25 protein-coding genes are annotated in these 22,505 nt (G+C 38.7%); 10 read left to right on the forward strand and 15 right to left on the reverse strand.

Annotation, left to right across the window (positions count from 1 at the left end; translation table 11 throughout):
* Positions 1–12 precede the first annotated feature (12 nt).
* Entirely contained in the window at positions 13–1,062 is a 1,050-nt protein-coding gene (locus LIS78_RS25365; RefSeq protein WP_013059665.1) for a FecCD family ABC transporter permease, read from the reverse strand.
* A complete protein-coding gene (locus tag LIS78_RS25370; RefSeq protein ID WP_013059666.1) occupies positions 1,059–2,063 on the reverse strand; it encodes a FecCD family ABC transporter permease in 1,005 nt (334 codons plus the stop codon). The genes LIS78_RS25365 and LIS78_RS25370 overlap by 4 nt, the downstream gene beginning before the upstream one ends.
* A 179-nt stretch (positions 2,064–2,242) precedes the next feature.
* Between LIS78_RS25370 and LIS78_RS25375 the strand changes: the two genes are divergently transcribed.
* Together LIS78_RS25375 and LIS78_RS25380 are read left to right on the forward strand one after the other, a co-directional pair.
* On the forward strand, positions 2,243–3,229 hold the full coding sequence (locus LIS78_RS25375) for an ABC transporter substrate-binding protein (RefSeq protein ID WP_013059667.1): 987 nt from the start codon (positions 2,243–2,245) through the stop codon (positions 3,227–3,229).
* A gap of 111 nt (positions 3,230–3,340) precedes the next feature.
* Positions 3,341–3,514: a YozQ family protein gene (locus LIS78_RS25380; RefSeq protein ID WP_013085357.1), complete on the forward strand. Its 174-nt coding sequence runs from the start codon at positions 3,341–3,343 to the stop codon at positions 3,512–3,514.
* 34 nt (positions 3,515–3,548) lie between these two features.
* Here the strand turns inward: LIS78_RS25380 and LIS78_RS25385 are convergent, their stop codons facing one another.
* Complete coding sequence (locus tag LIS78_RS25385) at positions 3,549–3,686, reverse strand: hypothetical protein (protein WP_014457868.1); 138 nt, start codon at positions 3,684–3,686, stop codon at positions 3,549–3,551.
* Positions 3,687–3,722: 36 nt separating this feature from the next.
* Positions 3,723–6,833 carry an efflux RND transporter permease subunit gene (locus LIS78_RS25390; RefSeq protein ID WP_013059669.1) on the reverse strand — a complete coding sequence of 1,037 codons (3,111 nt, stop codon included), beginning with the start codon at positions 6,831–6,833 and terminating at the stop codon, positions 3,723–3,725.
* Between the two features lie 269 nt (positions 6,834–7,102).
* On the opposite strand from LIS78_RS25390, the gene LIS78_RS25395 reads away from it, so the two are divergent.
* Complete coding sequence (locus tag LIS78_RS25395; protein WP_252284490.1) at positions 7,103–7,975, forward strand: TetR/AcrR family transcriptional regulator; 873 nt, start codon at positions 7,103–7,105, stop codon at positions 7,973–7,975.
* 24 nt (positions 7,976–7,999) lie between these two features.
* Here the strand turns inward: LIS78_RS25395 and LIS78_RS25400 are convergent, their stop codons facing one another.
* A complete protein-coding gene (locus LIS78_RS25400) occupies positions 8,000–8,584 on the reverse strand; it encodes a DUF502 domain-containing protein (RefSeq protein WP_013059671.1) in 585 nt (194 codons plus the stop codon).
* Between the two features lie 171 nt (positions 8,585–8,755).
* Between LIS78_RS25400 and LIS78_RS25405 the strand changes: the two genes are divergently transcribed.
* Positions 8,756–9,178: an SDR family oxidoreductase gene (locus LIS78_RS25405; protein WP_013059672.1), complete on the forward strand. Its 423-nt coding sequence runs from the start codon at positions 8,756–8,758 to the stop codon at positions 9,176–9,178.
* 129 nt (positions 9,179–9,307) lie between these two features.
* Positions 9,308–10,510, forward strand: coding sequence for an MFS transporter (locus LIS78_RS25410; RefSeq protein ID WP_013059673.1), 1,203 nt, complete (start codon positions 9,308–9,310; stop codon positions 10,508–10,510).
* A gap of 191 nt (positions 10,511–10,701) precedes the next feature.
* On the opposite strand, the gene LIS78_RS25415 is transcribed toward LIS78_RS25410, so the two are convergent.
* From LIS78_RS25415 to LIS78_RS25430, 4 genes are all read right to left on the reverse strand, one after another.
* Positions 10,702–11,328, reverse strand: a complete 627-nt coding sequence (locus tag LIS78_RS25415; protein WP_013059674.1) for an FMN-dependent NADH-azoreductase — start codon at positions 11,326–11,328, stop codon at positions 10,702–10,704.
* Positions 11,329–11,470: 142 nt separating this feature from the next.
* A complete protein-coding gene (locus tag LIS78_RS25420) occupies positions 11,471–12,826 on the reverse strand; it encodes a sensor histidine kinase (protein WP_013059675.1) in 1,356 nt (451 codons plus the stop codon).
* Positions 12,804–13,529, reverse strand: coding sequence for a response regulator transcription factor (locus LIS78_RS25425; RefSeq protein ID WP_013059676.1), 726 nt, complete (start codon positions 13,527–13,529; stop codon positions 12,804–12,806). The genes LIS78_RS25420 and LIS78_RS25425 overlap by 23 nt, the downstream gene beginning before the upstream one ends.
* Positions 13,530–13,687: 158 nt before the next feature.
* Positions 13,688–14,815, reverse strand: coding sequence for an MGDG synthase family glycosyltransferase (locus LIS78_RS25430; RefSeq protein ID WP_013059677.1), 1,128 nt, complete (start codon positions 14,813–14,815; stop codon positions 13,688–13,690).
* Between the two features lie 162 nt (positions 14,816–14,977).
* Between LIS78_RS25430 and LIS78_RS25435 the strand changes: the two genes are divergently transcribed.
* The 4 genes from LIS78_RS25435 (at position 14,978) to LIS78_RS25450 (ending at position 17,191) form a co-directional block, all read left to right on the forward strand.
* Positions 14,978–15,604 carry an undecaprenyl-diphosphatase gene (locus LIS78_RS25435; RefSeq protein WP_252284491.1) on the forward strand — a complete coding sequence of 209 codons (627 nt, stop codon included), beginning with the start codon at positions 14,978–14,980 and terminating at the stop codon, positions 15,602–15,604.
* Between the two features lie 135 nt (positions 15,605–15,739).
* Positions 15,740–15,985: a hypothetical protein gene (locus LIS78_RS25440; protein WP_252284492.1), complete on the forward strand. Its 246-nt coding sequence runs from the start codon at positions 15,740–15,742 to the stop codon at positions 15,983–15,985.
* Between the two features lie 99 nt (positions 15,986–16,084).
* Entirely contained in the window at positions 16,085–16,522 is a 438-nt protein-coding gene (locus LIS78_RS25445; protein ID WP_013085370.1) for a MarR family winged helix-turn-helix transcriptional regulator, read from the forward strand.
* 27 nt (positions 16,523–16,549) lie between these two features.
* Positions 16,550–17,191 (forward strand): nitroreductase family protein, encoded by a 642-nt coding sequence (locus LIS78_RS25450; protein WP_252284493.1) that lies wholly within the window; start codon positions 16,550–16,552, stop codon positions 17,189–17,191.
* 37 nt (positions 17,192–17,228) lie between these two features.
* On the opposite strand, the gene moaD is transcribed toward LIS78_RS25450, so the two are convergent.
* The 5 genes from moaD to LIS78_RS25475 are packed head-to-tail and all read right to left on the reverse strand — an operon-like array spanning position 17,229 to position 20,740.
* Positions 17,229–17,462, reverse strand: coding sequence for a molybdopterin converting factor subunit 1 (moaD, locus tag LIS78_RS25455; RefSeq protein WP_195781631.1), 234 nt, complete (start codon positions 17,460–17,462; stop codon positions 17,229–17,231).
* A gap of 2 nt (positions 17,463–17,464) precedes the next feature.
* Entirely contained in the window at positions 17,465–17,929 is a 465-nt protein-coding gene (locus LIS78_RS25460) for a molybdenum cofactor biosynthesis protein MoaE (RefSeq protein ID WP_195781630.1), read from the reverse strand.
* Positions 17,926–18,453 (reverse strand): molybdopterin-guanine dinucleotide biosynthesis protein B, encoded by a 528-nt coding sequence (gene mobB / locus LIS78_RS25465; RefSeq protein ID WP_195781629.1) that lies wholly within the window; start codon positions 18,451–18,453, stop codon positions 17,926–17,928. Before mobB ends, LIS78_RS25460 begins: the two co-directional genes overlap by 4 nt.
* Complete coding sequence (locus LIS78_RS25470; RefSeq protein WP_209150745.1) at positions 18,441–19,706, reverse strand: molybdopterin molybdotransferase MoeA; 1,266 nt, start codon at positions 19,704–19,706, stop codon at positions 18,441–18,443. The genes mobB and LIS78_RS25470 overlap by 13 nt, the downstream gene beginning before the upstream one ends.
* Positions 19,707–19,723: 17 nt before the next feature.
* Positions 19,724–20,740, reverse strand: a complete 1,017-nt coding sequence (locus LIS78_RS25475) for a molybdopterin-synthase adenylyltransferase MoeB (RefSeq protein ID WP_195781627.1) — start codon at positions 20,738–20,740, stop codon at positions 19,724–19,726.
* 161 nt (positions 20,741–20,901) lie between these two features.
* On the opposite strand from LIS78_RS25475, the gene mobA reads away from it, so the two are divergent.
* The gene (gene mobA / locus LIS78_RS25480; RefSeq protein ID WP_195781626.1) at positions 20,902–21,471 is read left to right on the forward strand and encodes a molybdenum cofactor guanylyltransferase; all 570 of its coding nucleotides are present in this window, start codon (positions 20,902–20,904) and stop codon (positions 21,469–21,471) included.
* A 12-nt stretch (positions 21,472–21,483) separates the two neighbouring features.
* Here mobA and moaA read toward each other — a convergent pair whose 3' ends face one another.
* The gene (gene moaA / locus LIS78_RS25485) at positions 21,484–22,500 is read right to left on the reverse strand and encodes a GTP 3',8-cyclase MoaA (RefSeq protein WP_195781625.1); all 1,017 of its coding nucleotides are present in this window, start codon (positions 22,498–22,500) and stop codon (positions 21,484–21,486) included.
* Positions 22,501–22,505 lie beyond the last annotated feature (5 nt).

Here is a 22,505-nt window from a genome sequence, read left to right on the forward strand (position 1 = left end):
CTACAAAGAATGCTATACGTTTCTTTGTTTGTATAGTAAATAAATGAAGTACGGTGCGCCAATTGCAGCTGTAAATACACCTGCTGGCACTTCGATTGGCAAGAAAAATGTTCGGCCAATTAAATCTGCTGCTGTGATTAAGATTGCTCCGATTAATGCCGATAGCGGTATTAAAGCTCCGAATGAAGAACCTACCAGCTTTCGGGCAATATGTGGAGCAAGCAATCCTACAAAGCTAATTCCGCCGGCAAATGCAACGGCGCTTCCTGTTAAAGCTGTACTCATCAGCAATAGTGCCAAACGATTTTTTTGAACGCGACTTCCAACGTTAGTCGCAATTTCTTCACCTAATTCTTGAACATTTAAATTTCGAATCATTAAAATCGTGATTATAACTAGCCCTATTGTAACAGGAACTAGTATGGAAACACTGGCCCAATTTGAGCCATACACCGTTCCTGTGATCCAAATATTTGCCTGACTAGCGCGATAGATAGGACCCATAATCATAAACAGCGTGGTCATAGCTTTCGTTAACGCTGTTAATCCAATTCCTATTAATACTAGTGTAATAGGAGAGACGCCATTTTTCCAGGCAAACACATAAAGTAAAAGCGCCACTGCCACTGCACCTAAAAATGCGCTAACAGGCATCCAATTAATACTTACGGTTAACGAGTTGCTTTTATCACTAAATAGTGTCAAAAATAACACTACACCGACTGACGCTCCTCCTGTTAATCCAATTAAGTCTGGTGAAGCAAGCGGATTTCTCACAAGCCCCTGCAAGATAGCGCCTGCAATAGCTAGGCAAATACCGGCACAAATGGCAACAATAATGCGTGGAAGTCTGAAAGATGTAACAACTAATCGTTCAAACTCCAATCCATGACCCGCTAAAATTTTAATCACACGAAGTGGATTAATAAATAAGTCACCCGTACCTGCACTCAATAAAAAGAGAGCAACAAGTGCAGCTGAAAATCCAATAATGATCAGAGCTGCTTTTATGTTAACCAAAAATGAAATTCTCTTTAAGCGAAGAGATAAGTATGTTTTCATGACGCCTTTGCCCCTTTCCTTGCCATATAGATAAAGAAAGGTGTACCAATAACAGCAGTCATGACTCCAACAGGGATTTCTTGAGGCATAATGACATACCTGGCCGCAACATCGGCTAATAAAATTAAGATCCCGCCGGCAACCGCACTATAGGGAAATACCCAACGATAATCTTGTCCTACAATTGCTCTTACAACATGAGGAACAATAATTCCGACAAAGCTGATCGGACCGGCTACTGCAACGGCTCCACCAGCTAAAATGGCAATAATGATGCCGCTTATAATTTTGACAAGAGCCGTTCTTTGACCTAATCCTTTAGCTACATCTTCACCAATCGTTAAAATATTAATTTTTGAAGCGATAAAAAACGTGACAATGATTGCTGGTACTATATAAGGCAGTATGCCATACAGCATTTCCACCTTGCGTCCTTGCACAGATCCAGCCAGCCAAAAGAGAACTTGATCAAGTGAAGATTCATCCACAGCCAGCAGTCCTTGTGTTAAAGAAGAGAAAAAGGCTGCAATAGCCGCTCCTGCGAGCGTCAATTTAATAGGCGTTAATCCTTCTTTTCCGATGGACCCAAGAAAATAGACAACCACTACGGTTAATGCCGCTCCTACAAATGCAATCCATGTAAAAGCTTGAAGTGAATTGACCGAAAAAATCATCACTGCAACAACAATAAAAAAGCTGGCCCCAGCGTTCACACCAATAATATCCGGTGAAGCAAGTGGGTTTTTCGTTAACGCCTGCATCATTGCTCCTGCAATTCCTAAACAAATACCTACCACAGCACCGATTATAGCGCGCGGCAATCGAATATTTTGAATAACTATGTGCTCATTCGAACCGTTAAACGCTTGAAAAGCTTCAAATGCTGTCTTGATACTTGTATCTGTGTATCCGAGTACGATACTTAATCCAATACAGATTAAAAGCAGCATGATTCCAATGATGAGCCCCATTACTTTCATTTGAACACTGCGTAGCATCATTTTCATTGCTCTCCTCTAAGATGATTCCTATATATATCTAACCTTTAGTTTAGGAAACATTGAAAAAAGTGTCAATGATTTTGAGAATCATTTTCAATTTTTAATTGACACCGCTTAAAAATTAGAATATTATCTTAATTGTTAATGAAAATCATTATCATTTAAGAGGGGGAAGAGATGTGAATACATATTCTAAAGGCAAGTTGTCATATTTGTTATCCATTCTTACCATTATGACACTGCTTGTGCTGGCAGCCTGCGGTAATTCAAACAGCGCTGACGGCGATAAAAAAGAAAAAACGGAAGGTTCTGGCGAAACTTATACAGTAAAACACGCAATGGATAAAACAGAGATTAAAGGAACACCTAAACGAGTGGTCGTTTTAACAAACGAAGGTACTGAAGCTCTTCTTGCAATGGGTGTAAAGCCTGTGGGTGCTGTTCAATCATGGTTAGGAAATCCGTGGTATGACCATATTAAAGGTCAGATGAAAGGCGTTAAAAGTGTAGGTACAGAAAGCGAGCCAAGCTTAGAAGCAATCGCAGCTTTAAAACCTGACTTGATTATCGGAAATAAAATGCGCCAAGAAAAAGTATACGATCAGCTGAGTCAAATTGCTCCGACTGTCTTCTCTGAAGAACTGCGCGGAGACTGGAAGTCAAACTTTAAGCTATATGCAAAAGCTGTAAATAAAGAAGAAAAAGGTAAAGAAGTATTAGCGGACTACGACAATCGCATAGCTGATTTAAAGAAACGTCTTGGTAATCAGTTAAAACAAAAAATCTCAGTTGTACGCTTTACAGCTGGAGACGTTCGTATCTATCATAAAGATTCGTTCTCAGGCGTTATTTTAGATCAGCTTGGCTTTGCTCGCCCTGAATCTCAAGACAAAAATGATTTTGCTGAAATGAATGCAACAAAAGAACGCATTCCGGCAATGGACGGCGATCAGCTATTCTACTTCTCTTATGAAACGGGAGACGGCGAAGCAACAAAGCTTGAAAAAGAATGGATAAACGATCCGCTTTTCAAAAAGTTAAAAGTAGCTCAAGAAGACCATGTTCATAAAGTAGATGATGCTACTTGGAATACAGCAGGCGGCGTGTTAGCAGCTAATATCGTACTTGATGATATTGAAAAAATCTTCTTAGATAAAAAACAATAATAATATGAAAGAAAGAGCTTCGACCAATCGAAGCTCTTTTTGCATGTATAATGTATTTCCTTTCATCGCACACTAACCGTGGTCTCACTTTATTAAATAGGAGTGGTGAAAATGAATTCAAAAAAACAGCCTAAAAAGCAGCCTGATACAAATGAAATGGCTGACCGTCAGTTCGAAACAGAAGATTATAACCGACAAGATGCACTCTCACAAGGTCTAGCAGAAACACATGAGCAAGTAAGCGACGCCTATCAAGAAGGATCATTTGAAGATACAGATCGTTAATAAAAAAAGAGCTGACTCTAAGTCAGCTCTTTTTTTATTTTGAATGCTGCCATGCCGTTTTAGGCAATGACATGGACATCCACTGCTGGCGCTTTGATTTATCAATCGTTACTTTCTTTGCTTTAATTCCTTGTTGAATCAGCTGTTTCATTAGTTTATCAATTGACTTCATCGCTATTCACCTCAAAAGCGGAAATTTGTTTTGCTTCTATTTTTTTACTTTTTTGCGCTTAAACTTCATAAAAAACTCATAGACAATTGGAACGATAATGAGCGTAAGCAGCGTAGAACTTGTTAGTCCTCCGATTACCGTAACCCCTAGCCCTTTTGAAATAAGGCCTCCACCTTCAAATCCAAAAGCTAATGGAAGCAGTGCACCAATCGTTGCAATAGCTGTCATTAAGATCGGGCGAAGACGTGTCATTCCAGCTTCTAGTAACGCTTCACGCGTCGACAGACCCTCTTGCTCTTTATGAATCACGCGGTCAATCAGCACAATTGCATTTGTTACCACAATTCCAATCAGCATAAGAGCTCCAATCATCGAAGAAATGCTGATCGTTTCTCCAGAGATTAAAAGCGCCACTAGTGCACCGATGAGTGTAAATGGAAGTGAGAATAAGATAGCAAATGGTGCTAGCCCTCCACCAAATGTCAGTACTAGTACGAAGTACACGATACCGATGGCTGCGAGCATAGCAATTCCTAATTGACTAAATGAGTCATTAATTTGCTCTGATGCTCCGCCAAAGTTAATATCCATATCACTTGGCAAATCAATTTTCTTCACTTCTTTTTGGACGTTAGAAGAAACGCCGCCTACATCGTCACTCTTAATATCGGCACTTACCTCTGCATAAATTTTATTATCACGGCGAGTTACCGTATTCGATGTTTTACCCTTTTTAATATCGACAACTTCATTTAATGTAACTTCCTGTCCAGTTTGAGAGGTCACTTTTGTGCTTGAAAGTTCGGCAAAAGTAGAGAAATCCTCTTTTTCTTTTGGAAGGTATACGTTAATTTCGTTTCCGTCTTTTTGGATAGTCGTTAATACTTCACGCTGTCCAAGGTTCGAAATTTGCATGCCGATTTGACTAGCAGACAAGCCCAGTTCAGCGGCTTTCTTTTGATTCGGTACTAGCGTATATTCATCAAACGTATCTGAAAGCGTAGAATCGACATTTTTCAGTTCTTTATGCTTTTCTAAAACATGCTGAACTTTATCAGCATAAGGTTTGATTTCATCTAAGCTATCTCCGTAAATAAGGACGTTTAATGAATTATTGCTGCCGCTAGACGCCGTATTCATTGAGCCCCATTCACCTTGATTCGCTTGTTTATTAAGAGCTTTTAATACTTTATCCTGCTCTTTATCAAAGTTTTGTGTATCCTCGTCATATTGCACAAATGTTAAAACGTTATTTTTGCTTCCCGGATTAAAAGAGTTACCTTCACCGAACGAATACTGAACCGTTTTGACACCATCTCGCTTCATCAAGTACGCTTCTGCGCGATTTGCTGCTTTTTCTACGTCGCTTTGAGACTGTCCGGCTTTCGGTGTATACGTAAGCGTCAGCGTTTTTTCTTGATCGGATGATAAGAAGCTCACGCCAATAGAAGGAACTAAGAATAAACTTCCTACTAACAGTAGTACGGCTAACCCAAAGGAAATAAGCTTATGGTTTAGCGTCCAGTTCAAAATTCGCTTATATCCGTGCGCTAGTTTGCTTGGTTTTTCTTCTTTTACTTTTACATTTGTTTTAAATAACGAATGAGCAAGCATTGGCACGAGTGTTACCGCTACTAGCAGTGATGCTAACAGTGCAAAAACAACGGTTAACGCAAACGGTAAGAATAGCTCTCCTACCGGTCCTTCTACTAGACCTAACGGTAAGAATACGGCCACGGTTACGATTGTAGAAGAGAAAATTGGAACAAACATCTCTTTCGTCGCCGCGACAATTAAATCTTTTCCTTTAAGCTTTTCTTCCTGATAAGCCATGCGGCGGTAAATATTTTCAATAACGACAATGGAATCATCTACAACCCTTCCGATGGCTACAGTCATCGCTCCAAGCGTCATAATATTTAAAGAGATATCCATTGATTTGAGCGCTAAAATGGCGATTAATAACGAAAGCGGAATCGAAATAACGGCAATAATCGTTGAACGAATATCACGTAAAAATAAAAGAATAATAATAACCGCAAAGACCGCACCGATAATAGCTTTATTTAGCATCGTATGAACAGAATCTTCAATCGGTTTACCTTGATCAAAAATATTGTCAACGTGAAGGTCTTTATTTTTCTTTTCTAGGCTATTCATTTTTTCTTTAATATCATTTACAACATTTACTGTGTTCGCATCCTTCGCTTTGACAACTTGTACAGCAATTGAAGGTTTTCCGTTCGTGCGAGAAATAGATTCTGCTTTCCCCGTCACTTTAATATCCGCAATTTCTTTTAATTTCACAGTTGGAATAGAAGCTGCGGACGGCGCCTGCTGCACGGCTCCTTGTGTCTGCTGCTGGCTCATTCCTTGTTGCTGATCTTGAGCAGCTCCTTGACTAGGAACAGCTGGAATCTCTAAGTTTTCCAAATCTTTTTCTGCTGTCATCTTTCCGTCTACCACAACAGATTTTTGAGATCCATCCATCGTATACGTACCAGCCGGCACTTTTGCATCAGATGCTTGGATAAGCTTTTTCACCGTATCTTCATCGAGTCCCAGCTGCTTGAGCTTGTCTTGTTTGAATACAAGTTCTGCTTCTTCAACTTGTTCTCCTGACACACTGACCGAAGAAATCCCTTGCACTTTTTCAACTTGTGGAACAACGGTATTTTTTACATACTTCGTTAATTCTTCTAATGATTTTTTATCATCTGAAACGCTTAATGAAATAATCGGAAAATCACTAATGCTTTGTCTTGAAACATTTGGTTCCTCTACATCATCTGGCAGATCTACGTTTGAAAGAGCTCGTCTAACTTCGTCTTCTGCCTTCTCCATATCTTTACTAAAGCTATATTCAACTTGAATAGTAGCCATATTTTCATAAGAAGATGAGCTAACTGTCTCAACGCCGCTCAGTCCCTGAAGCTTTTGTTCAATCGGCTTACTCACCTTATCTGCCACTTGTTCCGGAGTGGCTCCCGGATAAGTTGCAGTGACTGTTACAACAGGCGTTGAAATATCAGGAATGGTCTCTAGTTTCATATTAAACCCTGAATACAGCCCTGCAATAATGACAAAGAGTGTTAACAGCCATACTGCAAATTTATTTTTCAATGAAAATTTAATAAACTTCCCCAATGCATATCCTCCTTCAAATATATGTATACTAATAAAATTGACTGATCGGTCACAACAACTTAAAATATAAATGACTAACCGGTCAGTGTCAACCCTAAGCAGGCTCTCTCCTAACATGTTCATAATAAAGACATATTTACGATAAATCGTTTTTTAAAGGAACTGACTCCCGGTTTTAACTTTGATATATACCTTTATCTTTTTTAGTGTATGATACTATTATCTAACGAAATGAATGGCTAAATTGTTCAATAAAGGAGGTAGAATACATGAAAGAAAAAGAAAAGAGAATAATTGAAGCTTCGATTAAGCTTTTTGCCAAAAAAGGATTTAATGCTACCTCTGTGCAAGAAATTGTAGATGAATGCAACATTTCAAAAGGTGCATTTTACCTGCACTTCAAATCTAAGGATGCACTTCTATTATCAATTCTAAACTTTTACTATGAAAAGCTCTTTAGCTCTGTTTATGCTCTCGACGAGGAAGTAAACGATGCCCGCAACCGCTATATGAATCAGCTCATCTATTTCTATGAATTTATTACGGAGCACAGAGATTTTATTATCATGCAAATTCGTGAAAAATCTATTCCATTTAACAAAGAAGTGGAGACCTTTGTTCATAAAATGCAACGAGAAACGTTTTACTTTCATCGCAAAAGCCTCGTTAGCGTATATGGAGAAGACGTAACTCCTTATATCTCGGATTTAACGAAAATGATTGAAGGTATTCATCATTCCTTTTTAGAAATTATTATCTTCAATCAATTCGAGCTTACCTTTAAAGAAGTAGCACAGTACATAATGGACCGAGTTGATGTGTTAGTAGAAGATTTATTAGCTAGAAAACCTCGTCCCCTTATTCCCGCTTCTTTTGGTGAAGATATATACGGAAAGGAACGAACGACTTTTCTAAGTAAAAATGAGCAGGTAAAACAAGCTCTTGAGGAAATTAAACATCTGCTAGACACCAGCGATCATATTTCTGATGAGTACGCAGACAGCTTTCACATTTTACAAACGGAGCTAAAAAAAGATAAGCCTACCGCTGCTATTGTAAAAGGCATGGTTGGAAATTTAACGGAACTTAAATCGTTGGAAGAACCGCTTAATCTTTTAACAGCCTTACTCCAACAAAAATAACAGAAGGCTTCAACAAGCCTTCTGTTATTTTTCTGCTTTTGAACTAGATACTCCCCCAGATAACACGAACTTCATTGCTTCTTCCGGCTTAATATCTAACCATTCAATTTCTTCTTTTGGAATCAAAAAAGTAAAACCAGCTACTTGAAAAGTTTGTGGAACATAGACGGCGAAATGGTCTTTTAACGAGTGAATCACCTCTTCTACTTCTTCAGAGGTCACAAACCCTATGACTTTCATTGACGTGCCGGGCATCGTCACTAAAACTACTTTTGAAAAGGACTTTTTCTCTCCAAGAAAAGATTGAAACGTATCTTTAATGACGGTATATAGCGTTTTAACAAGCGGTATTCTTTCTAACAACCGGTCAATTAAGTTAATAATTTTCCCCGTAAAAAAACGAGTAGATAACCACCCTAATAACGTAATTAAAACAAGAGTCGCTAAGATTCCAATACCAGGTATGTAATCCTGCTTCATATAGGGCTTCAATACGTTCCCTAAAATGCTATCTAAAAAATTAAACACTCTTACCAAAATATAAATAACAAGGATAATAGGGACAATCGTTAAGAGTCCATTAATAAAACTTTTTATGATTGCTTTCATGCAAACACCTCATTTTTTCTGACATACTGCTGTTCATTATACAATGGATTTGCCTTATCTGCGTCTCTTTATTTTTATTCACATATGTATAAGCTAGCAACTTTTTATCAAAATAATGGATGGGTACATGAACATGCATACTTATATACTTATTTTTTCGGAGGGATACAATTGGGACGTCTAGAATCAAAAATTGCTGTTATTAAAGGGTCAAGATCTGACATAGGAAAAGCAACCGCTGAACGCTTTGCAAAAGAAGGCGCGGTTGTTATTTGTGCCGATATTAATGTAGACGGTGTGAAAAAAGTAGCACAAGAAATTAAAGATGCTGAAGGTGAAGCATACGCCTACTATATCGATGTAACTGAAGAAGAAAAAGTAAAAGAGTTCGCAGCGGAAATTGAAAAGAAATTTGGAAAAGCTTATGAATGGGTTGATCCGATGGGCCGTCTAGGCAAGCCGGAAGAAGTAGCAGGTGCGGTATTATTTTTAGCATCCGATGATATCTCATATGTAACAGGTGATTGCATTACGGTAGACGGCGGTCATATGGCTTATACATGGCCTGGAAAAATGCTTTACGATAAAATGTGAGAATAAAGCTAGCTCTATACCATTAGGTATGGAGCTTTTCCGTTTGAATTTTTTCTTTAAAATAGACGTGACATTATGTCAAGACAGGTGTAAACTTAAAGCAAAATTCTTTGCTTCTAGGAGGAAGACATGAAAACAAAACAATTATCAGAACGTCAGCTTCTTGGCATCGCAGGACTAGGATGGCTCTTCGATGCGATGGATGTTGGCATTTTGTCTTTTATCATTGCAGCTCTTCACGCTGAATGGGGGCTTTCCCCTACTGAAATGAGTTGGATAGGCAGCGTCAATTCTATCGGAATGGCCGTTGGAGCTTTGGTGTTTGGATTGCTGGCTGATCGAATTGGGCGAAAAACCGTTTTTATTGTTACCCTTGTTCTTTTTTCAGTAGCAAGCGGCCTTTCAGCTCTTACTACTACACTTGCTGCTTTTTTAGTATTTCGATTTTTAATTGGAATGGGTTTAGGAGGAGAGCTTCCTGTTGCTTCTACACTTGTTTCTGAGACCGTGGCGCCGGAAAAACGCGGTAAAGTGGTCGTCTTGTTAGAAAGTTTTTGGGCGTTTGGCTGGCTATTGGCAGCGCTTATTTCTTACTTTGTAATCCCAGCTTACGGGTGGCAGCTAGCGCTTATCCTAACCGCTATTCCAGCGTTTTATGCCATTTATTTGCGCATTAAACTGCCGGATTCTCCTCAGTTTGTAAAAGCAACAAAGGAAAAGAAAATGTCGATTGCGGACAATGTAAAAAGCGTGTGGTCTAAGCCTTATCGCCAATCTACGATTATGCTGTGGGTTCTGTGGTTTTGCGTTGTATTTTCATATTATGGCATGTTTTTATGGTTACCTAGCGTCATGGTCATTAAAGGGTTTAGCTTAATTAAAAGCTTTGAATATGTATTGATTATGACATTAGCTCAACTGCCTGGCTACTATACGGCTGCTTGGTTTATTGAACGCATGGGCCGAAAATTCGTATTGGTTACTTATTTGTTAGGTACTGCTGCCAGCGCATATATCTTTGGAAATGCGGAGTCACTTTGGCTGCTGCTAACAGCAGGTATGCTGCTGTCTTTCTTCAATTTGGGCGCTTGGGGAGCTTTATACGCGTATACACCTGAGCAATATCCGACATCTATCCGAGGCACAGGAGCTGGAATGGCCGCTTCTTTTGGACGAATTGGAGGAATTTTAGGGCCGCTGTTAGTTGGATATATGTCAACGCAAGGTACGTCTTTAACCGTTACGTTCTCAATCTTTTGTGCAGCTATTTTGATTGGTGTCATTTCGGTTGTTTTTCTAGGAAAAGAAACTAAACAAAAGCAGCTCGCATAAAAAAGACGCTCTTTTAGAGCGTCTTTTTTTGCTTATTATTTATTTCCTACTAAACCTTCTTTATTTACCTCCACTTTGATATCATAATGAGCAGCTATTTCTAATCTCGTTTTACCGGTTATATTTTTAAAAGTATACAATAGAAATATAAAGAAGCCAGACTTTGTAAGCCTGGCTTTTACTACTGTTATTTAAAATGTTTTGGCTGCTTGTACTGCTTGTTCTAGGCCGCTTTTAATAATTTGTTGAGCACGATCTGGAAATTGATTATGCCCTTCAATAATAACAGAGTTCACCTTTGTGATGCCAAAGAATTGAAGTATGCTGCTGACATATTTAACGGCCATTTCGACAGCGGCTGACGGACCTTCTGAATATACTCCACCTCGTGCATTTAATAACATCACCTTTTTATCGCCTAGTAATCCCACAGGACCTTCTGGCGTATACTTAAACGTTTTGCCTGCTTGATTTAAATAATCAAAGTACGTATGAAGCACGGCCGGCACAGTAAAATTCCAAAGCGGAAAAGCAATGACAATTTTATCAGCTTTCACAAATTGTTCTAAGTAATGATTCGCAATTTCTGCTGCTTTATTTTCCGCTGCTGTCACTTCTAATCCTCTTGCTAATTTAAACTGACCGTTTATCATGTCTGCATCTAAATAAGGAAGTTCTTCTTTGAACAGATTCAATTCTATTATTTCTTCACCTGGATGCGATTGTTTGTAGCTTTCTAAAAACGCATCATATAGTTTCACGCTTACGGCTTCACTTGTCGATCTGTCATTTGCTTTTATAAAAAGAGTATAACTCATACTAAAACCTCCACTGATTGTTGATACTCTTATCTTATTCGCTTTTTTCTTGCATTTCGAACGACTTTGTAATGAAATACCTTCATACTTTAGTCGGAGAAAAATCATATAATCACACAAAAGCCGCCTAACGGCGGCTTTCTCAGTTTGTAGATGAAATGGGAAGATGAATAACAACTTCCGTGCCTTGTTCTTCTTCACTTTTAATAAAAATCTCGCCCTTGTGCTGACGGACAATAGTTTGTGCAATCGATAGTCCAAGCCCCGTTCCTCCCGTAGCTCTGCTTCTAGCTTTATCAACTCGATAGAAGCGTTCAAAAATATGTGCAAGATCTTCTTTTGGAATGCCAATTCCATAGTCTTTTACTTTGATAATGACATCTTCCTGCTCTTTTTCAACGGTCACTTCAATTTTATCCGTACTGTATTTAATTGCATTATCAAGCAAAATAATCAACACTTGCTTCATTTTCAGTTCATCCACTTCAATCATAATGGGCGTTTGATCATAATGAAGAACTAATTCTCTTTTGTATACCTGCTGCAGCTGCTTAACGATTTGTTCAAAAATAAGAACAAGATCTGTTTGCTTCATATCAAGCGTTTGTTCTTTTTCCACACTTGCCAGATCAAGCAGCGTTTCAATCATTTTTTGCATTTTGGTTGCTTCCGCATAGATGGTGTCGATCGCATCCAGCGTAATTTCTTCATTTTTAATCCCTCTTCTTCTTAATAAATTAGAATAACTGCGAATAACGGTTAGAGGGGTTTTTAATTCATGAGAAGCATCGGAAACAAACTGGTTTTGCTTTTCAATATTTTCTCGCAAGCGGTCAATCATATGATTAAAGGTAACGGTCATACCCTGCAGTTCATCTCTCGTTTCCGTTTGAATGAGGACTTTTTTAGGAACACCGCTCTCTTCAATCTCTTTCATCGTTGTGACCATATTTTTAATAGGATGCATAATGACGCGTGATAACCATCTTCCTCCTAAAAGAGACAGTAAAATGGACACAAGCGAACAAAAAATCAAAATTGATAGCAAAATATCTTTACGGGTTTCAAAACCAGTCAGGAGCTCACCAATTTCCAGCGTTTCAACGACTTGATTATTGACTTTGACAGGCATGCGAATAACCAATACTTGCTTTTCTCTGATTTTGCGAAGCTTCACCTTTTTTTTCTTTGAAAATTCGGGCTTAATTTTCACCAGATGAGGATCATTTGATACTTGGTTAATGACCGTAGAATTTTCTGAGACTGTTCGGATAAATGAATGGTTGGTCAAATAAAATTTTAGTAACTCTGGCGAGAGCTCCACGGAATGATCTTGTTGACCTTTTTGAATAATCTCGCGTGCTTTTTCGAATAAAATGTCCTGTTCCATATTCACCGTAGATTTAGTAAAGGAGAAAAAAACAACGATGTTCATGATTAATAAAATAACCACTAGCCATGCTGTTGTCAGCAAATTAATCTTCGTCGTGATCTTCATGTTTCTCCTCTTTCATCATATATCCTACGCCCCGCACCGTATGAATGAGAGAAGTAGAAAAACCTTCATCTACTTTTTTTCTTAAGTGGCGAATATACACATCAATTACGTTTGTTTCTCCTTCATATTCATAACCCCAAACGTTTGTGAGAATTCCTTCTCTCGTGACAATTTTATTTTTGTTCGTAAGCAAATACACGACTAAATCATACTCTTTCGGTGTCAACGTAATGGATTCATTGTTTCTTAGGACTTCCCTTGTTTCAAGATTAATGGTCAAATCACTGATCGTTAAGAGCTCCGCTTCAGCTTCTTTCGTTCCTGATGCTTCTACGAGCGAACGATAGCGAATACAAGAGCGAACCCGTGCTAACAGTTCTTCAATTTCAAACGGTTTTGTAACATAATCATTAGCTCCTTGGTCTAAGCCCATTACCTTATCCAGCGTCGTATTTCTGGCAGTTAATAAAATAACTGGCGTAAATACTTCCGCTTTCCGAAGTCTTCTTAACACCTCAATACCGCTCAGACTTGGAAGCATCACGTCTAGCAAAATGAGGTCATATTGAGCCGATGTTGCCGTCTCTAACCCCGCTTTCCCGTCGTACTCAACATCTACTTCATAATCTTCAAATTCCAATTCAATCTTTAACACTTTCGCAATTTGCGCTTCATCTTCCACAATTAAAATTTTCTCTTTCATGTTATACACCTCTCACCACATGTCTTAAGTGAAAGAATAGCTTCTTTAGATAAAAAAACAACACCTTTTTCAAAAGATGTTTGTTTTTTTATCTAAACCCTACTTTTTCAACATACTTGTCTTTTAGCTTATCCTTATTGTTTGTAAACATGAATGTTTTACGCATGAAGACCAATCGTTTGCTTTTCACCTAAAATCCAATTGACTACTGCTAAAAGTTCTTCAGGCGTTTGTGCTTCGATTTCTTTATGGTAAGCAGCAATCGCGTTATATAATGTGCTCATTTTATCAGCATCCTGCAGCACTGCCTGCAGCTGACTTTCTAACGATTGATCCGCCTTTAGTTCTTGAACTAAGTTTCGTTCTGTTAAATAGCGTAAATTCACTTCTTCTTGACCTGGTAAAGCAGAATGAACAAAAATCGGTAAATTCTTGCGAAGAGCTTCACTGACCGTTATACCACCTGGCTTTGTTACAATAGCATCCACTCGTTCATACAGTTCATTCATTTCTGTGCGTGATGAAATGTACGGAATTGGTGTAACGTGCTGTAATTCCCATCCCTTGATTTCTTCATATAACTTTTGATTTTTGCCGCATAAGACAAAGTAATGAAAATGGCGCGCATCTTTTAAATCATTGTAGAAATCCATAATATTGCCTAAGCCGCTGCTGCCTCCAGCAATTAAAATATTTCGGTTACCAGGATGCTTAAATGTTCTTGTTTTTGTTATTTCTTCATGTACCGGTATTCCTGTGACCATCATATTTTGAAGTGGAATTTCACTTTGAGCACGAAGTCCTTTTTTTACTTCTTCACTAGGGAGAAAGTGAAAATCAATCTCTTCTTTTCCCCATAAATTATTAATAAAGAAATCCGTGTAGACATTTATAATAGGTACATCGCACTTGCCTTTTGCTTTTAATTGACTGAGCAAATAAGAAGGAAACCCATGTGTGCATATAATTAAATCCGGATTTTCTTCTTTAACTAAGTGCTCCATTTTTTTTGCGAATACGTGATGATACCATTTGAATGAATGAACAGGCGGTTCATAAAAGAGATGTTTGTATGCCATATTGTACGTTTCTGGAGCATAACGAATCCATTTCAAATATGTGCCTGTGACCACTTTTTCTAATAGTTCGTTTGTATAGCTTAATAAATCTATTTTTTTATAACAAATATTTGTTGTTCTTCTTTCCAATATATCCATTAACGCCTCTGCCACTTGATGATGACCAGAAGGCATTTTTAGAAGAGGTAAAAATAAAACCTTTTTCAACTGTTTCATCTCCTATTCTAAAAGCAGTTTCTTCCTCTCCTTTTTATATCATTAAATGCCCTTAAATTTTGGATTTTAATTGATTTTTAATGTGAAATTCATTGTTTTTTTAGAGTGTCAATCTAAACTAAGAGTGAAAAGTACTGCATAAGGAGAAAACAAATGAACCTTAATTACGAAGTATTTCAATGGATTAACTCGTTTGCTGGTAAATCCAGCGCAATGGATTCTGTAATGATTATCATCACGAATAGCGTTCCTTATTTTATAATGGCTTGTTTGCTTTTGCTTTGGTTTAGCGGAAAAACAGAAAGAACAATTTATCACCGTTATACGGCTTTATACATGTTGTTTACAATTGTACTTTCTCTATGTATCAATGAAGTCATTCACCTGGTGTATTACCACCCGCGTCCGTTTGTGACTCATCACGTTCATAAGCTGATTCCGCACCCGGCTAATTCATCTTTTGTGAGTGATCATTCGATTTTAGTCTTTTCTGCTGCTTGGATCATGTCGTTACGAAAAAACAAATGGAGAAGCGTCATTTTTATATGGGCTTTCATTTCGGGTCTTTCACGTATTTACGTAGGCGTTCACTACCCAGCAGATGTACTTGGAGGCATGGTGGTCGCGGGAGCTATCGGATGCTTTATTATATACGTTTCAGCTAAAACAGCTCCTCTTATTCAGCGATTATTCTGGATTCACGATTTGATTATCAAGCGTATTCCGTTTCTATCTCCCTATACGCATGAACAAATTAGCAAAAAAAATCATTCTGCTTAAAGCAGCCTGGGACAAAAATAGTTTAGTTGAAGGAAAATCCGAACGAGTTTGATTCTTGATGGAGAATCAAACTCGTTCGGATTTTTTTATGGTTATGGTGAACGTAGGTTTCATGTATGTAGCTGCTTCTAGCAGTTGATTGGAGGGCAAGGCGAAGACTCCTGCGGGAACAGCGGAACAGGTGAGACCCCGCAGAAGCGCAAGCGACGAGGAGGCTCAGCGGCCGCCCGCGGAAAGCGAAGCCTTGCACGGAAATCAACTGCGGTCGAGCAGGCAGTCCAGATTATATATCCATATTGTTCACCTTTGGACGGGATTCATTTCGTTACGTCCCAGCCTCTTTTTTTTATTATTTTAAAAAAACAACGTTCACTTTCTTGACTTTCACTTTTATTTATTTTATATTAGTTGATATATCAAACATTGATGTATCAACTATTAATTCATCAATAAATATCATAGAAAAAGGGAGCGACTTTCTTGTCACATTCATGTTCTGAAAAAGCAAATGTTCTGTATGCTCTGCAAGAAGTTAATAAACAAATTAATCAAAAGTTTGAGCATTGTACCGGTGTTAGCCAATCACGTCTTGATATTTTACATCAGCTTTATGAAACAGGTGAAATGAGTCAAAAGGCGCTTCAACAGCAAGTAAACATTGACAATGCTGCAATTACAAGGCATTTAAAGCAGCTCGAAGAAAGAGATGTTGTATCACGCCGTAAAAATCCTGATGACAACCGCGTAACATTTGTAAAGCTTACGAAAAGCGGACATGAAAAAATCGGTGCATTTCGAAACGAAAAAGCTCGCTTTATTGATGAAGCATTTAAAGATTTCAGCGAAGAAGAACAGCTGCTTCTTTCCAAAATGCTGGAGCGTTTAAAAGTAAACATTTCGGCCATTGAACGGTCATAACATTTTTAACATAAAGGAGAGTTCATCATGACACAAACAAAAACACTAAACAATGATTTCCAAGATATTATTACAGGGCGCAGATCTATTCGTTATTACGATCCATCTGTTAAAATCAGCCGTGAAGAAATGAAAGAAATTTTAACAGAAGCAACTCTAGCTCCATCTTCTGTTAATGCACAGCCTTGGCGCTTTCTAGTAATTGATAGCCCTGAAGGAAAAGAAACACTAGCTCCGCTTGCTAAATTTAATCAATCACAAGTAGAAACATCAGCAGCTGTTATCGCTATATTCGGCGATTTAAAAAGTGAAGAAAATTTAGATGAAATTTACGACAAAGCTGTTGAACTAGGCTATATGCCACAAGAAATTAGAGATATGCAAATTCCTAAAATCAAAGCGCACTACGCAGCTGCTTCTGAGGAATTAAATAAAGAAACAGTATTAATTGACGGCGGTTTAGTATCCATGCAGTTAATGCTTGCTGCACGTGCTCATGGTTATGATACAAACGCTATCGGCGGCTATGAAAAAGATCAAATCGCCGAAGCATTTGGTTTAGACAAAGAGCGCTATGCACCGGTTATGTTACTTTCAATCGGCAAAGCAGCAAATAGCGGTTACCCATCTGTACGTTTACCAATCGAAAAAGTAGCTCAATTTAGATAATAAAAAAGGTGCTGTGTATTCAGCACCTTTTTTTATTTTATCCTCCACTAACGGGCGGAATGAATGCAACTGTATCTCCCGTTCCAATGGTTTCTTCATCTGTTACAAACTCTTCGTTGACTGCTGTCATCGTTTGATTCAGAGAGGACAGCTTATATGTTTTTTGCACATACTCCTTTAATTCCTTCACTGTTATATCTTTCTTATCAATTGTTACCTGTTCCACTCCAGCCTCTTCACGTATAGCAGCGAAAAATAATACGTTAATCATTTTTACATCTCCTTCAATGGCTTTCCTTCAGGATATTGTTTCGTTTCTAACTGATCTCCAATCCATTTTGTTCCGTCTTCCCAAAATTCCTTTTTCCAAATTGGCACAATTTGCTTAATACGTTCAATAGCATACTCGTTTGCTTCATAGGCTGTTTTGCGATGGGGAGAAGAAACGGCAATAACTACTGCAATCTCTGTTATATCAAGCTTCCCAATTCGATGAGTAATAGCTGTCAAAGCATCCGGCCACCTTTCCTGAATTTCGTCACCAATTTGGCTGAGCATTTTCACTGCCATTGGCACATAGGCTTGATATTCAAGAGAGAGCGTCTTTTTGCCTTTTGTAAATTCTCTTACTGTTCCAATAAATGTTGTAATAGCTCCGGCTTCTCTTCTAGAAACTTTTTCAATTATTTCATCTACCACGATTGGCTGATTTACTACTTCAAATAAGTGCTGATTCATCTTCTTTCCCCCGCTTCTTTCAATAAAAAATTAAGATAAAGCTCTTCTTCTTGTAAGTGAAATATTGGATATGCTCGCTGCACTTCTTTTTTAAGCGGAACGTGACTAATCACGCATATAATATGGGTTAGAGAGGAAAGTAGAGCTAGATCTTCTTCACTTCGAATTAAGACTACTTTTCGATAAGATTCCTTTTTATATCCTTCAACAAAGATGACATCTGGCGAGAAAAATTGATAAAAATCAATCAGTTTTTTTAGACTCCAGTCTTTACTATCTGCCGTAAGCTGTAGAATTCCATCTCCTTCTACACCTGCCACATCAGCACCTGCTTGATGGTGACGCTGACTGTCTTTTAGCTGACTGCTACTATCTGGAGGTCCGCCGTGTCCATGGTGCTTGATAGAACCTACACGTAGATCGAATTGTTTCGCCTTTTTAATTAACTTTTCCACTAAAGTAGTTTTGCCGCTGTTTTGAAATCCAACTACTTGTAAAACGGTGCAACGTGCTACCAAGGCCATTCACTTCCTTGTACGTCATCTAGCAATAAGACATCAACCAGCATTCCTTCCTTGTATCCTCTCGTTCCTCCAGGAAATATAATTAACGTATCCGCATGAGCTAAAGACGAAACCGCACTAGATTTTGTAAAGCTTAATGGAGAAGCAATCAGCTGTCCTTCCCTGTACGAAAGCCTGCCAGATACAAAACGCATAAAAGGATTTGGCTTTAAAAAATCTTTTCCTAACAAAGCTTTTTCTTTCCGAAGATGAGGGGTTCTTTTCCCCGCATATGTACTGATTACCGGACGAGCCAGAAGTTCAAAACCGACGTAGCACGCTGTAGGGTTCCCCGATAAGCCAAATAAAAGCTTCTCTTCCATACGTGCAACTGTTGTCACACTGCCTGGTCTCATCGCTATTTTGTTAAAAAGAACTTCCGCTTGTAATTGTTTATACACATCCGGTAGATAATCATAGTCTCCTACTGAAACACCGCCCGTTGTAATCAGCATGTCTACTTCTGATAGCGCAGATTTTACCGCGCTGTAGCACTGATTTAAATCATCGGGCATAACACCAAAATATTTCACTTTCCCTCCGGCTTTTTCAATTTGTGCACGAAGCATATGAGCATTGCTATTACGAATTTTACCTAGCTGAACAGGATCACTCACTTCCACTAGTTCACTTCCCGTTGCAAGTATTCCAACTATAGGCTTTTTGAAGACAGCTACTTTACTATAGCCAAATGTGGCTAGTAGAGCAGCTACTCCCGGTGTGATATACGTTCCTTTTGACGCGAGCACAGTACCTTTTGTTGTTTCTTCTCCTTGAAAAGAAATGTTATCTCCGCTGTTAAACGAACGCTTGATTTGAACGATGGGCTGATTGTCTCTCGTATATTCTTTTGTTACTTCAAGCATCGCAACTGCATCGCAGCCTTTTGGAATAGGAGCTCCTGTCATAATACGCACAGCCTGCATGGCGTTGACTCTAGGTTCAAAGATAGAACCTGCTCCTATCTCTCCTCGAACAACCAGTTCTACTGGATGAAGTGATGATGCCTCTTTCGTATCTTGTGACCGAACGGCAAAACCATCATATGGAGAACGATCAAAAGCAGGAATATCATGATCTGCCATTAAATCTTCAGCTAAAAATCTGCCGTGAGCTTCTTCAAGCGCAATGATTTCTTGCTTTCTGTTTTTTGCATACTGCATCACTCGCCCAACGCATTCTCCGACAGGGATAGGAGTTCGCTTTTCTTTCATTCTTTTCACTCCTTTACTCATCCTAGTAAACGATAATATAAGCTTCTTGCAAATTGAATATCATTCGTTCCATGAATAAATACACGGCCATCTTGAAAAATTACAAAGCGCTGCTCTGGAAGCTGACATGACAGAAGATATGGATTACGGTCTACTTTCCCCTGTTTTTTTAACCGTTTTTCCAATTCATCGAAGTTGTACAAATGGCGCTGCGAGGGTCTGATTTGAACCGTCTCTCTGCCGCACAGAACTTCTGTTTTAAGCTGATTTTCATACGCTAAGTACGGATATGTTCGGGTCGATCCGCAAGAAGAACATTTATCACTTTTCATTTTGCTCGTCTTAAATTCAGCGTGCTGATTATTCCAGACGTCAAAGGTTAGAAATGTGTGGCGCAAAGCTTCAACATCTTCGACTAAAATTTTTAATGCTTCGGTTATTTGATAGGCTGCCACGATTTGAACAGCTGGACTAATAATTCCTGCTGTCTCACAGGTTGCTCCTCCGACAGGCACTTTTTTCAATATGCAGTGCAGACAAGGGGTTACATTTGGGATAACGGTATAAGTGGTGCCATAACTCCCTACACATGAGCCGTATATCCAAGGAACTTCATACTTATGTGACAAATCATTTAAAATAAAACGGATGTCGAAATTGTCTGTCGCATCGATGATCACATCAGCTGTTTGGACGATACTTTCTAAATTAGCAGGCTGAGCATCCATCACCAGCGCTTCAACCTTCACTTCCATGTTTATTTGACACAAACGATTTTTTGCTGCTACAGCTTTAGGTAGTTTGTTTTGCGCATCTTGTTCTGTATAAAGCTGCTGACGCTGTAGATTACTCCATTCTACATAATCACGATCTACAAGAGTCAATTTTCCAATTCCAGCACGAACGAGGGCTTCTGCGCTAGCACTGCCCAGAGCTCCTGCACCTACAACTAAAACATGCTTGCTTCTAATTTGCTGCTGCCCTTTACTTCCAATTGGCTGGAAAAGCTGCTGACGTGAATAACGTTCTGTCACTCTTTTCTCTCCCTTTCTCTTTCAATCTCTGGCTTCACTATCTATTCCTTCGTCAAAGATATTTCTTTAAAAACATGCTATTATACACATAAAGCTAAGCTGCTTTACAGAGGCATTTTTGCATAAATATACAAATATATTTTGATGGAGGTATTTAATAAATGTCCATTGCCGGTATTGTATTAGCAGGAGGAAAATCTTCTCGCTACGGTCAACCAAAGATGTTTGAAACCTATAACAAGAAATCATTTTACGAATATAGTATAGATGCATTAAAAGAAAATCACGTCACACCTATACTTGTGTCTACCAACCAAGATTTACTCCCTTATTTTCAAAGAAAGGATGTTGCATTTGCAGTTGAAAAATGCCCGTATCAAGGACCTTTGTATGCAATTCATCACGCTTTAACTGCCATCGATTGCTGCGCTGAATGGTTCTTTATTCTTTCTTGCGATATTCCTTTTATTAATGCTAAGTTTGTTCATCACATGATCACACTGACTCAAACGGACTCACCTGACATTGTTCTTCCTGTTCAGCCTGATCACATTCACCCGCTTCTAGCACTCTATCACCGTAGAACGCTTCCTCTTATTGAACAACTCGTTACACAAGGTGAAAGAAGGCTTACACAATTGTTGAATCAGACAAACGTCCTTCGCGTGCCTTTTTCAGCAGAAGATCCCACTTTTATAAATGTGAATCATCGCAGTGATTGGCATGTATAAAGCTTTTTTGAATTATCCACCAATATGAGACATTTCCACTTTTTCAGCGCCTTGGACCTGTCTTCCGTTAGCTCGTTCGTCTGAGTAACGATCTTTCCGATGATTCCAGATATCAGAAATGGTGTCACAAACAGTACGATCAGATGCTTCTGACCGTATCAGTGTCCGGAGGTCATATCCTTTTGACGCGAACAAACAGGTATAGAGCTTTCCTTCAGCCGATACTCTTGCGCGTGAACAAGTGGAACAGAATGAATCTGTGACAGATGAAATGATACCAACTTCCTCTTCTGTCCCGACGTACCGATACCTGGTGGCTACTTCTCCCGTATAATGAGGTAGAATTTCTTCAAGAGGCATTTCTTGTCCAACTATATCAAGAATTTGTTTCTTTGTTATAACCTCATCCATTTTCCATCCGTTTGAATTTCCAACATCCATATATTCAATGAAACGCAGCGTATGTTTTTTGTCTTTAAAATATTGGGCCATCGGAAGAATATCCTGCTCATTCTTGCCTTTTTGAACAACCATGTTTATTTTGACTGAAATCCCCACAAGAGCTGCTGCTTCTATTCCTTCTAATACTCGTTTTACGCTTCCTCGATTTCCATTCAGCTCTTGAAACCTCACTTCATCAAGTGAGTCTAAACTAACAGTTACTCTTGATAACCCCGCTTTTGATAAGGCTTCTGCATGCTTCTTTAACAGTGAACCGTTTGTTGTTATGGCAATATCATCTATACCCTCAATTTGCTTCAGACGATTGATTAGATCTGGCAAGCCTTTTCTTAGCAGCGGCTCTCCTCCCGTTATACGCACTTTTTTCACTCCTAGCGATGCGAATAATCTAGTGAGTCTCTCTAATTCATCAAACGAAAGAATGTTTTCGGCAGGTAAAAATGGATAGTCTGCCCCAAAAATTTCTTCAGGCATACAATATCGACAGCGAAAGTTACAGCGATCTGTTACTGACAAACGCAAGTCTCGTAAAGGACGCTTTAAAGTATCAACTATAGCGTATGACATCTGCC

Source organism: Priestia megaterium (assembly GCF_023824195.1).
Taxonomy (GTDB): domain Bacteria; phylum Bacillota; class Bacilli; order Bacillales; family Bacillaceae_H; genus Priestia; species Priestia megaterium_D.